Here is a 16,287-nt window from a genome sequence, read left to right on the forward strand (position 1 = left end):
CAACCTCCTCATATAGCTGTGGAAACACGAATTTCCGGTTGAAAAATATCTTGAACATGGTCACAGGTCCATTCAGGGAATACTCTCCGTAAAACTCCATGCCGAACCTTCTAACCTATGATGACATCCCAGCCGGTTGTATTTCGTTTAACAGCAGTGTAGACGGTGTCCCCGCTCTTGTACAGGCTGACATCCAGCTCCCCTTCCCCGATCCGCAACCGATTCGCATTCAGCCGGTTTATACTTGCAGGCAAGGAGGGGGTCAGCACGATTTTCTTTTGAACGGCATCCGGTTTAAGACCTAACATGGCCCGGAGCATCACAAATGCCGTTCCGGCAGCCCAGGCTTGTGGCGAACAAGCAACCGGATAAGGGATAAGGGATCCCCCGCTCCGTTCGTATCCACAGAAAAGTTCAGGCAAACGGCGCTCCGGAAAATGGGCGGAAGCTGCGATCAAACCATCAAGAAGCAAACTGAGTGCTTCGGTCATATTCCATTCGACTAACCCCAGCAGAATCAGCGAATTATCATGCGGCCAAACCGAACCGTTATGATAACTCATCGGGTTGTATGCAGGATGTTCCGCGCTGAGCGTCCGTATCCCCCAACCGCTGAACAAATCCGGTTGCAACAGCCTCCGGGCAACGGATCCCGCTTTTGCTTCATCCAAAATCCCGCTCATTAACAAATGACCGGCATTGGAAGCGATTGCCCCCACTTGGCGCCTGTCTTTATCCAGAGCCAAGGCCATGTATTCTTCTTGCGGCATCCAGAAATCACGAAGAAACCTTTTCTGCAAGTGGTTTGCATCTCGCTCCAATCGCCTGGCCAAAGAGCTTTCACCCAACTGTTCAAATAAGCGTGCCCACGCTTTTTTTGCCCAATAAACATACCCCTGCACTTCGACGAGAGCGATCGGCGCTTCCGCCAATGTGCCATCCGTATGGACGATCGAATTTTCGGAGTCTTTCCACCCCTGATTCCGGATTCCTTTGGCGGATTTGCAGGCATATGAGGTGTATCCCCTGTTGTCCGGGTCCCCGTATTCATCAATCCATGCAAAAGCTTTTTTCGCTGACTCCGCACATTCGCGCACAAATGACAAATCGCCGGTAAAACGGTAAATCTCATGAATCAATATCAAAAACAAAGGGGTTGCGTCTACCGAACCGTAATAAGGCGAAAACGGAACCTGGTTCGTTTCCGTCAACTCTCCATAACGAATTTCGTGCAAAATCTTTCCGGGTTCTTCATCTTTCCAGGGGTCCAGACGGGTTCCCTGTTTCTGCATCATCGTGCGAATCGTCGCCTTGCCCAGCTCCGGATCGATGAAAAGGGACTGCAACGACGCGATTAAACTGTCCCGTCCGAACGGAACGGCAAACCAAGGCAATCCTGCCACGGGTAATTTTCCGTTCCCCACATCGGTCAAGAGCATTCGAAAATCATGCAAACCGGTTTGAAACATTGCGTTGAAATCCGGATGATCAGACTCCAGCTGCGGCATTTTCTCCATCCATGCGCGATATGAGGTCCACAGGCGTGTTTGGGCCTCCGTCTGATCCAGCACATGCGGCTTCTTGTCCAGATAAGGAATGATCTTAAAACCGATGTCCCGTTTTTCTCCCGGATGAAGGGAAAGCGGAATCTCCACAGATCCATTTTGCCTGATGGCGGATGGCTGCGAATCAAATACGATCTCCGTTTTTCGTTCTCTGCCATCCAATCCCTTATAAGAAAAGCGGAGTCCTGAATCGAGCACCTGACAGTCCGGTTCCTCACCCCGTTTTCCCGTGCTAAAACCCCGGATGATAAACATATCGGTAAAATCGGCTCCGACGGTCAGTTTGAGCCGGGTGTTTACTGCACGCTGATCCAAATTGACAAAATGAAACGTTTCATATACCACTCCTTCAAAAATCCGGCGACGATGTACCAACTCCAATGACTCCCGCCATAGAATCAGAGAATCTCCGCGCATCACCTCCTTATTGGTATACCGGTATTCGCTTTCTGCGCCCGCCGCTTTTGAACAAAGCGAGATCATGGGAATATCGGAAAGCTCCCAGGAAAAATGATGGAGGAAGCGGGTATCGCGGTAAAAAAGTCCGTAACCACACGGGCTGTTCACAGGGATATTTCCTTGGCCGTCCGTAAATAAGAAGATATCCTCTTCCTTAATGATGTGGTTCATGATCGGTCTCTCCTCGAAAACGTTTTCAAAAAATGGATCAACTTCAATTTGTACTATTGCGAATAATCAGTTCAGGCTCGAGCACAATCCCTTTTCCTTTCTCCCCCCGCAGCAGAGCGACAAGTTCCTTGGCCGCCTTGCTTCCCAATTCATAGCGCGGTTGGTGAATGGTGGTGAGAGCCGGGGTAACATAGCGGCACAATTCGATATCATCAAACCCGATGACCGATACCTCTTCCGGCACTCTCTTGCCCAGATCCCGAAGGCCGTTTACTGCCCCCATCGCCATCCAATCGCTGGCACAAAAAATCGCTGTCAGATCCGGATTTGTCTCCAGTAGTTTCTTTGCCCCTTCCCTCCCTGACTCTTCTTCAAAATCACCATAAACGATCAGAGGCTCATCCAAATCCGCTTGTTTCAAAGCTTCACGAAACCCCGCTTCCCTTTCTTCGCTGACATAGGCTTCCTGATGTCCGTTAATCATGGCAATTCGACGGTGTCCCTGCAAGAGCAGATGATCAACTGCCAACCGGGCAGCTTTGCGATTATCGACCGTAACGAAACTGCAACGATCAGACACGATCGGAACATCAATCAAAACACAGGGGACAGAAGCATTGATGATTTCATGGAGATAGACATCATTCCTTCTCGCCCCGAAAAATATCACTCCATCCAACTGGCGGCGCTGGCAGAGCTCCATATATGGCACAGCTTTTTGCTGGTGCGGTGAAGTGGCTGCCAGAATCACATCATAGCCGCATTCTGTCGCTTGGTCAATCACCCCGTAGATAATGTCAAACATAAAATGATGCCCTTTGCGCGAACCCGTAAACCCGGAAATGATCAGACCCAGTGTTTTCGACTCTTTTGTCACCAGGCTGCGCGCAATCCCGCTGGGCCGGTAGTGCAATTCTTTAGCCAGTTCCAGTATCTTTCTCCTCGTTTCCGGGCGCACGTCTTTATAGCCGTTTAAAGCCCTGGAAACAGTGGTAATCGATACGCCGGCCAGTCTTGCCAAGTCTTTAATAGTCACCTTCATCTTATTCCTCCGAAAACGTTTTCGATATTATTTTAAATGAATAATTGCGAATACTCAATATATATTTTTCGCTATTGATCAAATTTATACAAAAGCGTGGTGCTCTCTCAAGAACACCACGCCTCTCTTAACCACAATTAAAACTCCGGTTCTTCTTCCCAGTCCCGCTTTTGCATCAACCGGGTAAATTTCTCCTTCACTGCGAGCCGTTCATGGTCGAAAAAACCATTTTTCATTTTTTGCATGAACTGCTTTCTTGAAATTGATCCTTCACGATAAAGTTTGTTCAGGCGTTTTCGCTCTTCCGGCGGGAGTGTGCGAAACCATCCCATCAAGGCAACCTCCCTTCCTGTTTCAGATCAATATAAATAAGCGGATAGATCAAACTGGCAAAGAGCAACGCCCGTTCAATTTCAATCTTTTCAAACGCATTGGCGGGCGTGCCCGTAATCGACAAAACCCCGATAATATTCGGGTGCTCAACACCTGCCTTTAACGGAATGCAAAGAATGGATCGATACACTTTTCGGGAATGTTCTTTGCGATCATACTCATACTTTTGATCTTCCACATCCGGTGCATAATAAACCTCCTGTGTTCGCCAGGCTCTGCCGGCAGCACTTCCGTAAAGGGGCGGTTCATAAATCTTGACGCGGTGGGTGTGTCCGCTGGAATGGGCATAGTGCGTCAACTTTCCCGGATGGTTCGGGTGCTTGACATGGATGATGACCCGCGGATTCTTATCCCGAAAGTTTTTTAAGGTGTTTACCAGATAGTCCAGTAAATTCATAAAGATATCATCGCGATTTTGCTTGAACCTTTCCTCGTTGGCGATCGCCGCTGCCACTTCATCCGCTGTGTACATGATTTGCGACATCGTGTAAGTTTCGTCATCGTACTTGGCGTCAAGTTCCTCATATAATTGTTTCAGGATTTCCACTTCTTGTACCGCTTTCATGAGGTTAACGGCATTTTTGCTCAACTCCTGTTCCTTTTCCTTCAAAAGATCTAACAATTCCTGTACTTCCTGTTCCAGCAAAACCTGCTTTTTCTCCAATTCTTCATTTTTCTTGCGGCAAGATTCCAATTGCAGAAGAGTGACCTGGTTATCCTGGGTCGGTTCCTCGGTTTTTCTGCCCATCAAATCACTTTTCCCCGAGGCGAACCGGTATAGATAGATTCCGATTAAGATTGCGATGGAAATCGAGAACGTGATTACGAGAAAATCGAAAAACCAGCCTGTATTTTTATCGAAGATTTCAAACAGGTGCAACAGATCCTCTGACATTGTTCCGCTCCCCAATTTTGATCTTTACTCTTACTATATGCTGCTTCAAAGAGAAAGTATAAAATGAGATGACACGGTTTTGACCGTGCCACCAGCATTATTTTCCAATTATCAAAGCCGGGATAATCTTCGGCAGATGAACCGGATAGATGTTTTTGCGCAGATAGAGATAAACTTTTTCCAAAAACTCCTCTTCGCATCCCGCTTTTGTTTCAATTTCAGGCCACCATTTTTTAATCAATTGTTCGGCGATCGCACTTCGGACCTGTGAAAGCAATTCATTTCTGCGTCTTAAGAATGATTCCAGCATAAGGTATTGCTCCGGGGAGATCGGGGACAGTCTCTGTAAAATTTCCACCTCCCGTTCATTCAAAAAGAGCGGTGATGCTTGAAAATGCAACACTTGGTGCTTCTCTCTTTCCATCACGACAAGTGTTCCGGCGATCATGTCCCCAATTCTTTTTTCTTCCCGATGAAGAAAGATCGCGATCATTCCGCTGACATAAAAACCGGGAAAAAGATCAGCCAATTGCAAAAGGTTCCGCAAAAACACGGCAGAAAAAGATGCTTTTCCTCCCCGGTCATGTATTACACGAAGTCCGAGCACTTTTTTTCCGATGGTTTGGCCATTCATCCAGTATTCCAGACAAACAAAGTAAAGAAGAGGAAGTGCGGCCGTGATGAAAAAGAAGAGCGCCGCGAGGATTGATAACTCTGTATTTTGCGGGTCATCCCCCATTGCCAGGAACGCAAAACTGATCAAACTCGACGGGACAAGGATGACGCTTAAAACCAAAAAGTCCACCAATTTTGCGATCCCGCGGCTGACAATCCCCGCAGTCTCAAAGGGAACCTGAACATATTCAGGCGTTTGGATTGTAACAATGTTTTTCATTTTAGCCCCCTTCTGATTCACATTCACATTATACAATATCTTTATATAGGAAAATAAATAGGAAAAACATTGACAATTCGTTCATCAGTTAATCGGAGGGGTTAGATTGTCCCTGACCAACACATCAAACCGGCTCAGTCAATTTATCAAGGAGAACCAGGAAACCTGGTCACGTTTGCAGGAATTTCTGGGGCAAAAGTCGCTGCGCAATTGCACAAAGGGAGAAATTGATGAATTCGGCCGAATGTACCGGCAAATTTCCGCGCACTTGGCTTATGCGAAAACCTGCTTTCCCTCGCATGAAATCACAGCGGAACTGCGACAACTGGTTATGAGAGCTCACAATATCCTGTATGGTGCCCCTGAAACAACCTACGGAAAAAAGGTCTGGCTGTTTTATCGTGACGGATTCCCCAAATTGTTTTATGAGCGCCGCTTTTTTGTGCTTACAGCTGCACTTCTTCTGTTTGCCGGTTTTCTTTTTGCCTTTGTTGCTATCTGTTTGAATCATGATGCGGCGGCCTTTTTCCTTCCGTCAGACCTTGCGGGAAACATCGATCCTCAAAATATCGGAAAAAATGACTGGAATGATGCGATCGTTTCCAGTCAAATCATGATTAACAATATCCAAGTGGCCTTTACCTGTTTCGCGATGGGGATATTTTTGGCAATTGGAACGATCTGGAGCTTGTTTATGAACGGATTGCTGTTGGGGGCTTTATCCGCCTTGTACAGTCAGGCGGGAGGCGACTACCCGTTTTGGGCATTTATTTTGCCCCATGGTGTCATTGAATTGACTGCCATCTTTATCTCCGGAGCAGCAGGGCTTTCTCTGGCATACCGCCTGTTTGTCCCCGGTGATTTTACAAGGAAGCATGCCTTGATCCGCGAGGGACTGGTCACGATCAAATTAATGGCCGGCGTGATTCCGATGTTTATCATCGCCGGCATCATTGAAGGATACGTGACTCCTGCGCACTGGCCGCATTGGGCGAAATATGCGGTTGCCATTTTTAATCTGTTATGGCTTTCTCTCTATTTCGGGCGCCCGTTTTTTGCCCAACAGAACCCTGATGAAAGTTAAGCAAATCAGGAAGTCGTGATACACCTTGACTCACCATTCGCGAAACGCGGGGAGGTTAAAGGGTGTCACGACCCGGCCTGGAACAAACTTTTCAACCGGTTCCTTATTGAGTGCTATTGATTAAATTCGCACGTATTCAGCAATCACAATATTTCGATATAGCCATCTGTTCCATTCACCCGAATGCGTTGCCCGTCTTTTATCAGTTTGGTGGCATTTTCTACACCGACTACGGCTGGTATACCATATTCACGCGCAATAACCGCTCCATGGGTCATCAGTCCGCCAACTTCGGTGACCAGACCTTTTATGGATACAAACAAGGGTGTCCAGCTGGGGTCAGTAAAGGTTGTGACCAGGATATCTCCCTCTTCCAGATCTGCATCTTCCATGTTTAAGATCACACGCGCTCTCCCCTCTATCACTCCGGTAGAAACCGGCAGGCCCGCAATCGCTTCGGCCGGGAGATTCTCCCGTTTGTATTTGCCGGCAATGATTTCACCATCAGATGTGATCACACGTGGAGGGGTTAGATTTTCATATCGTTTGTACTCGTCTTTTCGTTTGCTGATAATCCGGTAATCCAGTTTGTTTGTACGCACGACTTCGCGAAGTTCTTCAAAAGTGAGATAGTAAATATCTTCTTTTTCACGGATTACCTTGGCTTGCAAAAGCTGTTCGGCTTCTTTCAACAACGCCTGCTTATAGATGAAGTAGCGATTCATCATGCCGTATTTTGGATACTCCCGGAAACCGATGAAATTCCGGAGCAGGCTGATCATTCGTTTTGTCTCTTCAGCTTTTCGTTCCCCGTCCGGTAATTGCTTCAATCGGCCCAACAACGCTTGTTCTTTTTTTAAAGCTTCCTGCCGTCCTTGTTCAAATTTTCGTTTACCGGCGCCAGGCTCAAAGTTTTTGATGTTTCGGAGAATCAAAGGGATGAGTGCAGTTGGATTTTCGCTCCAACGGGTTCTGGTAATATCGATTTCTCCGGGACAGCGCATTCCGTATTTGTTGAGAAAAGCAAGGATCGCTTCCCTGACTTCCCGCCCGCCATCAAACTTAACCAGTTCATCCAAAAAGCGATCATCTTTTACGTGTTGTAAATAATGGATTACCTCCGGATAAGGGCGAATTACATCGGCAACATCCAATAGTGCCAGACCCATTTCCGAAGTAATATTGTTCGGCACGGATTGCGAAAGCGTGTCCGCAGCGTTTTTTTCACCCAACCATTTATTCATTTTTTCATTGATCCATGATGAAGCATCGAGCCCGGCCCGAATCACCCTTATGCTTTGGGGGTCAGATAAAAGCTTCTGCAATTGCCGGATATCTTCCAGGATAAAATCAAATAAATCCGGTCCTGATTTTTTCCGGATGTTGTGCTTCAACTCTTCAATCGCTGTTTGAGTGCGTTTCATCAAATCGGAAACAACGGTCGGATCGTTTTCGATTTGGCCTTGAAAACCCGCAGACAATATCCCCTTATTGATTTTGCCGAGACTTTGTTCTTTCGCATCTTTTGGGAACGATTTGATAAACTCGTCTCTCTCGATGATGGTCATCAGTGCGTCTTTCATGAGCGGATCATGTTGTTCCATGGTATCTAATAACATTTCTCTTCTGTCAGGTGAAAACAGCATCTGTGTGACATCAACAAACAACCTTCCGCCGGCTGCACGCATGGGCGCACGAGTCGTTAACAGGAAAAAAGACAATCCCAACGGTTTTATGGGATCGGTCATCATTTGTTGGTGGCCGACAGACACATAAACGCGATAGCCGGGATCATTTGTCTCGGGGATGGGATACAAAGTGGTGATGGGGCGGCTCTGGACGATATAAAATGTATCGTCAGCCAAACACCATTCGATATCTTGCGGGCAACCAAAATATGCTTCGATCTGTCTCCCGATGCGTGCCAGTCGGAAAATTTGTTGGTCAGTAAGTGCCGGAATCTTTTGTTGATCAGGATCGATCTGCCGTGTCTCCGTTCCGCCTTCTTTCAGTCCATAGATCGCCCATTTTTTGGTTGCGATCCTCTTCTCGACAATTTTGTCTTCTTGCACCTTATAACAATCGGCAGATGCCAAACCGGCGACAAGAGCTTCTCCAAGTCCAAAACCAGCCTCGATCGATTGCAGTTTTCGATTGGAAGTAACCGGATCTGCAGTAAATAAAATTCCTGAAGCCTGTGGAAACACCATCCGTTGAACGACTACGGCCAGATGAACTTGGCTGTGGTCAAATCCGTTTAGCATACGGTAGATCACGGCACGATCCGTAAACAAGGAAGCCCAACATTTGCTGATGTGCCGCAAAATAGCTTCCTTTCCGATAATATTTAAATAGGTTTCTTGCTGACCGGCAAAAGAGGCATGCGGCAAATCTTCCGCCGTTGCACTGGACCGCACGGCATACGCATGTTCGTTGCCAAATCGTGCGAGATAGTGAGCAACTGCTTTCTCAACATCGGAAGGAATCTCTGCTTCCATTATGATTTTCCGAATCCGGCTGCTGATTTCCCTGATTCGATCCCGCTCTTCTGCTTTCATCAATGTGAGTTGATCCAACAATGCGCGGAACGCTTCGTTTTGTTCGAGGGCTTTTTGAAAAGCTTTTGTCGTAACACAAAATCCTTCCGGCACTTGTATTCCATGAATCTTCGCCAGTTCCCCCAAATTCAACCCCTTTCCTCCAACGAGCAAAAGTTGCGTTTTATCCATCTCCTGAAAACTGACAACATAGGAGCTCATTCACTTCTCCCCTTTTTTAGACTTGATCTGCCGCCAATTGCGCCATGGAGCATCTCTTACTGTATAGATTCTAGAACTTAGCTCCAAGAATAAACAGTCTGTAATTGATTCCGATTTTGTTTTATAATTAAAGTGGGAGAGATGTGTCCTTTTTCGGTCGTTTGTATATCTGTTTGAATAAAAAGCATGACTCCCCTCCCTGTTTTCCGGGGTGAGGAGCCATGCTTTTTATTCTATGACTGTTGTATTTTCCGTCGAACTGTATTGGATAATTTGCTTTTCCGTGATCTTGGAGAGCTGATTCAAAAATTCATACTGAAAACTTCCCGGGCCCTCATGCCCTGCTTTTGCGGCAGCGATTTCTGCGGCCACGCCATATACGGCGATCCCGCTGACCGAAGCCAAAAGATGATTTTTTTCGACGGCGGCAAACGCACCCAGGACGGAAGTCAACAGACATCCGGTGCCGGTTACTTTGGTTAAGAGCGGATGACCGTTACGGATTATATGGATTTCATGACCATCCGTAACCACATCCTCCTCGCCCGTCAACGCAATAATCGTGTTTAATCGCTGCGCAGCCAGTTGTGCGAGTTTCCTGGTGTTTCCGCTGCCGTTACCTGTGTCCACGCCTTTCATCGCCCAGTTTTCACCGATGAGATTGGCGATCTCCCCTGCGTTGCCGCGAATGATTGAAACTTTCACTTTGGACAAAATTTCTCTTGCCATCTCAGTCCGGAACAGAGTGCTTCCGACACCGACCGGATCAAAAACAACGGGGATCCGGTGGTCGTTTGCTGATTTTCCGGCGATGATCATCGCTTTGACCGTTTCCCGGTTCAATGTGCCGATGTTTAAGACAAGGGCGCCGGCGATTTTGGCCATGTCCGCCACTTCTTCATGTGCATAAGCCATCACCGGTGATGCGCCAAGAGCCAACAGTCCGTTTGCGGTAAAATTGGTCACCACCACATTGGTGATATTGTGAACCAGCGGGTTTTCCTTACGGACGCGATCCAATATTTGTGCGATTTTTTCTGCTGTCATCTGTCCATTCATCCCTTAATGTAAAATCTTTTCATTGCTTACTTTATCATGGATGCTTGAATAAATCTTCGGTTCAAGCCAAATCTGTAAAATAGAAATTTCATTTATAATAGGAATAGACAGATACCAACAGGGAATGGAGCGATCAATTTGAGTTTATTTCAAAAGTTAACTCAAAAGCTGGATGATTGGAAAACCGGCGTTGGCGGTACGTGGGGGATTTGGATCGAGGATCTTCATACCGAACAACGCTGGAGCTGGAATGAAGCAAAAACGTTTTATTCCGCAAGCATCATCAAAGTCCCGATTATGATTGCGGTCTATCGTCAGGCAGATCGCGGGGCGCTGGAATTGAGTCGGGAAGTGATTTTGCGGAAAGAGGATCAAGTCGGCGGTTCGGGGGTTTTGCAACACCTGACGCCCGGCACCCGCTTCACCGTGAAGGATCTCGTCACTTTGATGATTATTCAGAGCGACAATACCGCCACCAATCTGTTGATCGATCTGCTCGGCAAGAATGTGATTCGGGAAACGATGAACGAGCTGGGGATGACCGGAAGCACTTTTTACAACAAACTGATGATTCTCCCGGCAAATCCGGAAGGGATAAACCAAATCACTGCCGAAGATATGGCGCGCGTTTACAAAGCCCTGGCCACCGGCAAAGCGATTTCGTGGCATGCGAGCCAGGAGATGGTGCAAATCCTCAAAAAACAGCAATTAAACGATTGCTTCCCCTATTTCCTTCCTTCGAAAAATACAGATATCGTGGGGAGCATTCCGCCTTATGAAATGGCTCATAAGACAGGAATGGTCACCCGTATTTTGCATGATTCGGGCATCTTTTATATCGGTTCCCGCGCGTTCATCCTGGTCGCGCTCAGCGAAGGTCTGAATTACCATGAAGCGCAAAAAGGATTGGGGGAACTGGCCCGGCTCGTGTTTGATGTTTACACGGGCCAAGGGTGAACGGGGCAGCTCTCCTTTCTCTAACTAATAATTCCGTAGTCCGTGATTTCCACAATCGCCTTTGCTTGAAAGTGAATATTGGGGAATTCCTTCTCAAAGTCAATCTTCTTGAAGTCTTCATAGTGAAACGCCTTTAAATGCCGTGCTACTCCAAAACCGTCAAAATGGGCCTTTTGCATTTTCCCGAGAAGCGAATTCATCCGTTTGGTAAGAATCGCAGAAAGCTGGCTGTTCAATTTTTTGGCATTTTCTTCCTGATCCAATTGGCCCGGCGGATATTCTCCCACTTCTACCTTGAGTTTGTCCACAAGGGTGACGTCTATCTTATTTCCATGAACCTTTACATCCATCTTGGGTTTCGTTTTTCGTATATCAATCGAGATGAAATTCCGTTGCAGCGAACGTTCATTTTGACCGATTTTGATGGTTAATTCACAGCCACTCTTGTTTTTTCCCTTCATCATCAGGTAGAGCATTGATTCATCGGGAGTGAGAATTCCCGTCATTCGCTGCCCGTGGAACATGGCCATTCCGGCGACTTTCACATCCTTGCCGTTGCTGGTCAGATAGGGGATGGCAAAATCTTGAAACGGATCCATCAGATAGGCGAATATGGACTCGATGTTATGCTTTTCCACAATCGATCTCGTCTCTTTGGATTCAATCAATTCGTCGATGTATTTCCCGATCAGGGTTGAACCGATCTGATTAATCGCGATAATGTCTTTGGCCCTGCCGTGAGTCACGGCGATGTGAGCGCTGAGTGCGGATTTTGGATCCCGGTATAAGACATTCAGCACATCATAGATTCCTTCTTTGGCCAATCGTTCCCCCAAAAGCAAGGTCCGGTTTTTCGAGGTTCGGATTCTGCCGTTCGTTTTTATGATGATATTCTTTCTCGCCTCCCGGATCGAACTTCCGATCCCTTCAAAAGTGATGTTGCTGGGACTTCCGGCCTCAAAGGTAGCAGGAGGATAGCGAGCCGCTACCGTCTCCAGTATTTTCCCATCGGGATTTCGGTCAAATCCAGCAATAACGACCAACCGGAAATCACGCAAATAATCGATATCCCAACAGCCAGAGAGGAAGATAAGGGACAGGAGCAACATCCATGGTGTCAGGCGCTTTCGGATCACATATTCACCCCCTCTTCCTTTTGTTTTCTAATAAGCGCAACGATGAGCAGAAATACGGGAAGGGCAACAATAAACAAGTAGCTGACAAAGCTTAAAATCTTACTGAATTGCATGATTTGATACCGGTTTTCCGGGAACAGCGCGATGACAAAACTGATAGCAGCAGTCAGCAAAATGGCCCATTTGTACTTCACCCGCTTGAAAAGAGATGTAATTCCTTTGGTGGACATATACAAATACACCATATACGATGTGGCTGCCGCGATGGCATTGAGCAATAAGTAAAACAGATCCAGCCTTTCAATCATCGGCAACCGATAACCTTTAAGCAGGTGGATGACCGGTTCCGAGATCAGAGGGATTTCTTCCGGGGAATAGACAACCAGACAGGTAAAGGTGATCAACGCGTAGAGGAAAACTATTACCCAGAGCGCGAACGAAGCCGCTTTCAACTTGTCTTTGTCAGTTCCTTCCGTAAAAGGATAGGCTACGAGAATCAGCTCAAACCCCAGCATGCCGATCACCGCATCATGCATCGCTTTCACAATATTGATCCATCCCGCTTCATCAATCGGCAGAATGTATAAATAGTTGGCGTTTTGAAGCCCCCAGATGGCCAGGAACGAGTTGGCGATGAGCAGGAAAGAGACAAACACCAGAAAGCGGGCAATAATCCGCAAATCGGAGATTACCAAATAAATGCTGGTAAGGATCATCAGCAACATCAATAACCAACCCGGTGTCAAAGGATACGCCCAATCCTTGTTGATGAGGGTGTATAAGTCCAATACAAGACTGGCGGTGAGCAAAAAATAGATGATATAGAGCAAGGAAACGGCTGTTCCGAAAAATCTCCCCAAAATCACCGGAGCAAAATCAAAAAGGGTTTTGGTAGGAAAGCGTTTATTTAAAGCCCAGAGAATAATGAGCAAAATCTGTACAAGGAAACCGGCAAAGAGAACGGAGAGAAACCCTCCTCCCTTGGCTACCTCTTGCAGGTCATGCGGCAGGGATACATACCCCACCCCAAACATCGCCTGCATGATTGTAAAGCTTAATTGGATTGGGGTGATCTCAATGTTGTTCTTCATTATTCTCCCACTCTCTCGAATTCCATTCTTGCCTGAGTATTTGCGGATGCGCCTCTTGCGGGCGCTCATTGAACTTCCAGATCGGCAGCCGGACAAACGTATCCTTCATATCCCGGAGACGGAACGGCATGGCCGGAGCCATGTACGGAGTTCCGAAACTATCCAGTTTCGCCAAGTGAATCAGGAGAAACATCACCCCGAACAGAATCCCGATCGCCCCGAACACGGAAGCGACAAACATCAGGGGAAAACGTAACACCCGGATGGAAGTACTCATGTCATTGGATGGAACCAAAAAGGAAGAAATGGCCGTAACCGCCACCACCAGGACCATCGTGTAAGAGACGTACCCCGCATGAACCACGGCATCTCCAATCACCAATCCGCCTACGATGCCGATGGTTTGCCCCACCGGGCTGGGGAGGCGAATCCCGGCCTCGCGGATCAACTCAACCGTCAATTCCATCAAAAGCGCTTCCAATAGCGGCGGGAAAGGAATGTTCTGCAATGTACCCTGAATATTGTATGCCAAATCGACAGGCAATACCTCTGGATGATACGACACAATCGCAATATAGGCCGCCGGCAGGATGAACGAGATCAGAAACGCGGATAACCGGATCAAACGCACGAAAGAGCCGACGATCCAGCGGCTGTGGTAATCATCCGGCGTTTGGTAAAAGGTGAACAGTGTGACCGGAACAATCAGGGCAGTCGGATCGGCTTCGGAAAAAATCGCCACTTTTCCTTCCATCAGGGCGGCCATCGTCCGGTCAGGACGTTCCGTGTTCAATACTTGCGGAAAAGGTGAAAAAGGATGATCCTCAATATATTCCTGCAAAAAACCGGGAGAAAGAATGGTATCACTGGAAATGGAACGCAGACGCTGATCCACTTTGTCAACCAGTTCCGGATTGGCCAGATTGTGCATATAAGCGACCGCAATTTTGTTTCTCGTTATTTTGCCCAGTTTATAATACCGGATGACCAGATTGGGATTTTGAATCTGTTTTCGCAAGAGTCGAAGATTGGTTGACAAATCCTCGACATACCCATAGTGCGGGCCGCGAACCACCCTTTCATTATCCGGCTCTTCGATTCCCCTTTTATCCGTGTTGGGGACGTTTGCAATATAGATCCTTTTTTCCCTTTCCAGCAAGATCACGCAACTTCCGTCCAAGAGTTTGAAGATGGCGTGGTTTAGATCTTCCGCTATTTCAAGTTCCGGAGAAAGAATCACCTCTTCGAGATCCTCTTTGATGGTCCTTTGGATCGGATCAATCAGATAGTCGTACAGTTTTTGGTGGCTGCACATCGGTTCCATATAGAGCAAAATGGCTTTACGGTTACAAAAATCGACCTCTCTTTCTTTTAAATCGTCCGTATTGTAAACCGCTTCCTTGATATAGCGGATGTTGTCCTCTAAGCTTTTGAAAGGCTTTTTTTCACCTTTCAACGTATTTTTTTTGCTTTTATGATTCCCGTATCGGTTGTTTGAGAAGATGCTTTTAAAAAATGACATTTTTCCACACCTGCGCCATCTGTTTTCTTCAGAAGGAATCTCACAAAGAAAGATTTGTTCTCGATTAGATATTTCCAGATGATCATGCGCTTATTCGGAGTCGGATATTCCCTTGTAAAAGAAAAGCAGGCTCTCCATTCCTGAAGGCCTGCTGCCAATCAAATTTTTTCGTTTTAAAGAAAGAATCCCCCTTATGATTTCACATCGATCACGATTCGGCCGCGGATTTTGCCTGCTAAAATCTGCCCGCTCAGTTCCGGGATCTGGCTTAAAGGATGAATCTCGACAATCGGTTGCAGCACTTCTTCCGGTAATAATGCGGCCAATCTTCGCCATGCTTCTGACCGGATTTCTGTCGGACAGGTGTTGGAATCGATGCCGATCAGCTTGACACCTCTTAAAATAAAGGGGAAAACCGTGGTGTTCAAATCACTGCCGCCCGCCAGTCCGCAAGAGGCTACGGTACCATAATAGGACATGCCGCGCAATATTCCGGCGAGTGTTGTTCCTCCGACTGTATCAATTGCTCCTCCCCAGCGCTGGCTTTCCAATGGGTTTCCTTTCCGGGAAAGTTGCTCGCGATCAATAATCTGTTTGGCTCCGAGACTTTTCAGAAATGAATGCGCGCTTTCCCGCCCTGTCGAAGCGGTTACATGATATCCAAGCTTTGCGAGCAGAGCGACTGATATGCTTCCCACTCCTCCGGCTGCTCCGGTTACGACGATTTCCCGGTCCTTTTGGACTCCGTACTTTTCCAATGCCATCACGGACAGCATTGCCGTTAATCCGGCAGTTCCCAATCCCATCGCTTGCTTCAGGCTCATGCCTTCAGGCAACGGGACCAGCCAGTCTGCCTTGGCCCGGGCATACTCCGCATAGCCGCCCCAATGCCTTTCTCCCGTTCCCCAGCCTGTTAAGATGACGGCATCTCCCGGTTTATACGCCGGTGAACGCGATTCCTCCACGATCCCGGCCAGATCGATTCCCGGAATAAAAGGATAGTCCCGGATAATTTTTCCCCGCCCTGTGACAGCCAATCCATCTTTGTAATTCAAACTGGAGTATGTAACCTTAATCAGCACGTCTTCATCCGGCAAGGCGGACAAGTCCAACTCTTGCAGCCGGGAGATCACTTTCCCGTTCTCTTTTTCCAACAGGAGCGCCCGAAATTTTTTCATCTGCTCGCCCTTCCTTTCTGAATCGGTATACCTCTATTTTAACATTTCCAACTCTTGATAACGGGAAATCGTTGCCTTGAA

General features: G+C 47.3%; 13 protein-coding genes. 2 read left to right on the forward strand and 11 right to left on the reverse strand.

Annotation, left to right across the window (positions count from 1 at the left end; genetic code table 11):
* Positions 1-110: 110 nt before the first annotated feature.
* The 5 genes from I8U18_RS14215 to I8U18_RS14235 all read right to left on the reverse strand — a co-directional run bounded on the left by I8U18_RS14215 (position 111) and on the right by I8U18_RS14235 (position 5,420).
* The gene (locus I8U18_RS14215; protein WP_198064879.1) at positions 111-2,195 is read right to left on the reverse strand and encodes an amylo-alpha-1,6-glucosidase; all 2,085 of its coding nucleotides are present in this window, start codon (positions 2,193-2,195) and stop codon (positions 111-113) included.
* 43 nt (positions 2,196-2,238) lie between these two features.
* Complete coding sequence (locus I8U18_RS14220) at positions 2,239-3,237, reverse strand: LacI family DNA-binding transcriptional regulator (RefSeq protein WP_033102048.1); 999 nt, start codon at positions 3,235-3,237, stop codon at positions 2,239-2,241.
* 137 nt (positions 3,238-3,374) lie between these two features.
* Positions 3,375-3,569: a hypothetical protein gene (locus I8U18_RS14225; protein WP_198064880.1), complete on the reverse strand. Its 195-nt coding sequence runs from the start codon at positions 3,567-3,569 to the stop codon at positions 3,375-3,377.
* Positions 3,569-4,525: a GAF domain-containing protein gene (locus I8U18_RS14230; RefSeq protein ID WP_033102046.1), complete on the reverse strand. Its 957-nt coding sequence runs from the start codon at positions 4,523-4,525 to the stop codon at positions 3,569-3,571. The genes I8U18_RS14225 and I8U18_RS14230 overlap by 1 nt, the downstream gene beginning before the upstream one ends.
* 97 nt (positions 4,526-4,622) lie before the next feature.
* Entirely contained in the window at positions 4,623-5,420 is a 798-nt protein-coding gene (locus tag I8U18_RS14235) for an RDD family protein (RefSeq protein WP_198064881.1), read from the reverse strand.
* 106 nt (positions 5,421-5,526) lie between these two features.
* Here I8U18_RS14235 and I8U18_RS14240 point away from each other — a divergent pair, with 106 nt between their 5' ends.
* On the forward strand, positions 5,527-6,504 hold the full coding sequence (locus I8U18_RS14240; RefSeq protein ID WP_198064882.1) for a stage II sporulation protein M: 978 nt from the start codon (positions 5,527-5,529) through the stop codon (positions 6,502-6,504).
* Between the two features lie 143 nt (positions 6,505-6,647).
* On the opposite strand, the gene ppsA is transcribed toward I8U18_RS14240, so the two are convergent.
* A complete protein-coding gene (gene ppsA / locus I8U18_RS14245; protein WP_198064883.1) occupies positions 6,648-9,263 on the reverse strand; it encodes a phosphoenolpyruvate synthase in 2,616 nt (871 codons plus the stop codon).
* A 228-nt stretch (positions 9,264-9,491) separates the two neighbouring features.
* A complete protein-coding gene (gene thiM / locus I8U18_RS14250; RefSeq protein ID WP_198064884.1) occupies positions 9,492-10,310 on the reverse strand; it encodes a hydroxyethylthiazole kinase in 819 nt (272 codons plus the stop codon).
* Positions 10,311-10,460: 150 nt separating this feature from the next.
* On the opposite strand from thiM, the gene I8U18_RS14255 reads away from it, so the two are divergent.
* Positions 10,461-11,279, forward strand: coding sequence for a serine hydrolase (locus I8U18_RS14255; RefSeq protein WP_232336400.1), 819 nt, complete (start codon positions 10,461-10,463; stop codon positions 11,277-11,279).
* 20 nt (positions 11,280-11,299) lie between these two features.
* Here I8U18_RS14255 and I8U18_RS14260 read toward each other — a convergent pair whose 3' ends face one another.
* The 4 genes from I8U18_RS14260 to I8U18_RS14275 all read right to left on the reverse strand — a co-directional run bounded on the left by I8U18_RS14260 (position 11,300) and on the right by I8U18_RS14275 (position 16,206).
* The gene (locus I8U18_RS14260) at positions 11,300-12,415 is read right to left on the reverse strand and encodes a Ger(x)C family spore germination protein (protein ID WP_198064885.1); all 1,116 of its coding nucleotides are present in this window, start codon (positions 12,413-12,415) and stop codon (positions 11,300-11,302) included.
* Entirely contained in the window at positions 12,412-13,506 is a 1,095-nt protein-coding gene (locus tag I8U18_RS14265) for a GerAB/ArcD/ProY family transporter (protein ID WP_198064886.1), read from the reverse strand. Before I8U18_RS14265 ends, I8U18_RS14260 begins: the two co-directional genes overlap by 4 nt.
* Positions 13,490-15,028, reverse strand: a complete 1,539-nt coding sequence (locus I8U18_RS14270) for a spore germination protein (protein WP_198064887.1) — start codon at positions 15,026-15,028, stop codon at positions 13,490-13,492. Before I8U18_RS14270 ends, I8U18_RS14265 begins: the two co-directional genes overlap by 17 nt.
* Before the next feature lie 191 nt (positions 15,029-15,219).
* Positions 15,220-16,206: an MDR family oxidoreductase gene (locus I8U18_RS14275; RefSeq protein ID WP_198064888.1), complete on the reverse strand. Its 987-nt coding sequence runs from the start codon at positions 16,204-16,206 to the stop codon at positions 15,220-15,222.
* Positions 16,207-16,287: the final 81 nt, after the last annotated feature.

Origin of the sequence: Thermoactinomyces sp. CICC 10522, assembly GCF_016055075.1 — a bacterium.
In the GTDB taxonomy this organism is placed as follows: domain Bacteria; phylum Bacillota; class Bacilli; order Thermoactinomycetales; family Thermoactinomycetaceae; genus Thermoactinomyces_A; species Thermoactinomyces_A daqus.

Bases quoted from the DNA above. Each gene is read 5' to 3' on its own strand.
- I8U18_RS14225 (WP_198064880.1), bottom strand. From the start codon at position 3,569: ATGGGATGGTTTCGCACACTCCCGCCGGAAGAGCGAAAACGCCTGAAC.
- I8U18_RS14220 (WP_033102048.1), bottom strand. From the start codon at position 3,237: ATGAAGGTGACTATTAAAGACTTGGCAAGACTGGCCGGCGTATCGATT.
- I8U18_RS14265 (WP_198064886.1), bottom strand. From the start codon at position 13,506: ATGAAGAACAACATTGAGATCACCCCAATCCAATTAAGCTTTACAATC.
- I8U18_RS14235 (WP_198064881.1), bottom strand. From the start codon at position 5,420: ATGAAAAACATTGTTACAATCCAAACGCCTGAATATGTTCAGGTTCCC.
- I8U18_RS14270 (WP_198064887.1), bottom strand. From the start codon at position 15,028: ATGTCATTTTTTAAAAGCATCTTCTCAAACAACCGATACGGGAATCAT.
- thiM (WP_198064884.1), bottom strand. From the start codon at position 10,310: ATGACAGCAGAAAAAATCGCACAAATATTGGATCGCGTCCGTAAGGAA.
- I8U18_RS14215 (WP_198064879.1), bottom strand. From the start codon at position 2,195: ATGAACCACATCATTAAGGAAGAGGATATCTTCTTATTTACGGACGGC.
- I8U18_RS14230 (WP_033102046.1), bottom strand. From the start codon at position 4,525: ATGTCAGAGGATCTGTTGCACCTGTTTGAAATCTTCGATAAAAATACA.
- I8U18_RS14275 (WP_198064888.1), bottom strand. From the start codon at position 16,206: ATGAAAAAATTTCGGGCGCTCCTGTTGGAAAAAGAGAACGGGAAAGTG.
- ppsA (WP_198064883.1), bottom strand. From the start codon at position 9,263: ATGAGCTCCTATGTTGTCAGTTTTCAGGAGATGGATAAAACGCAACTT.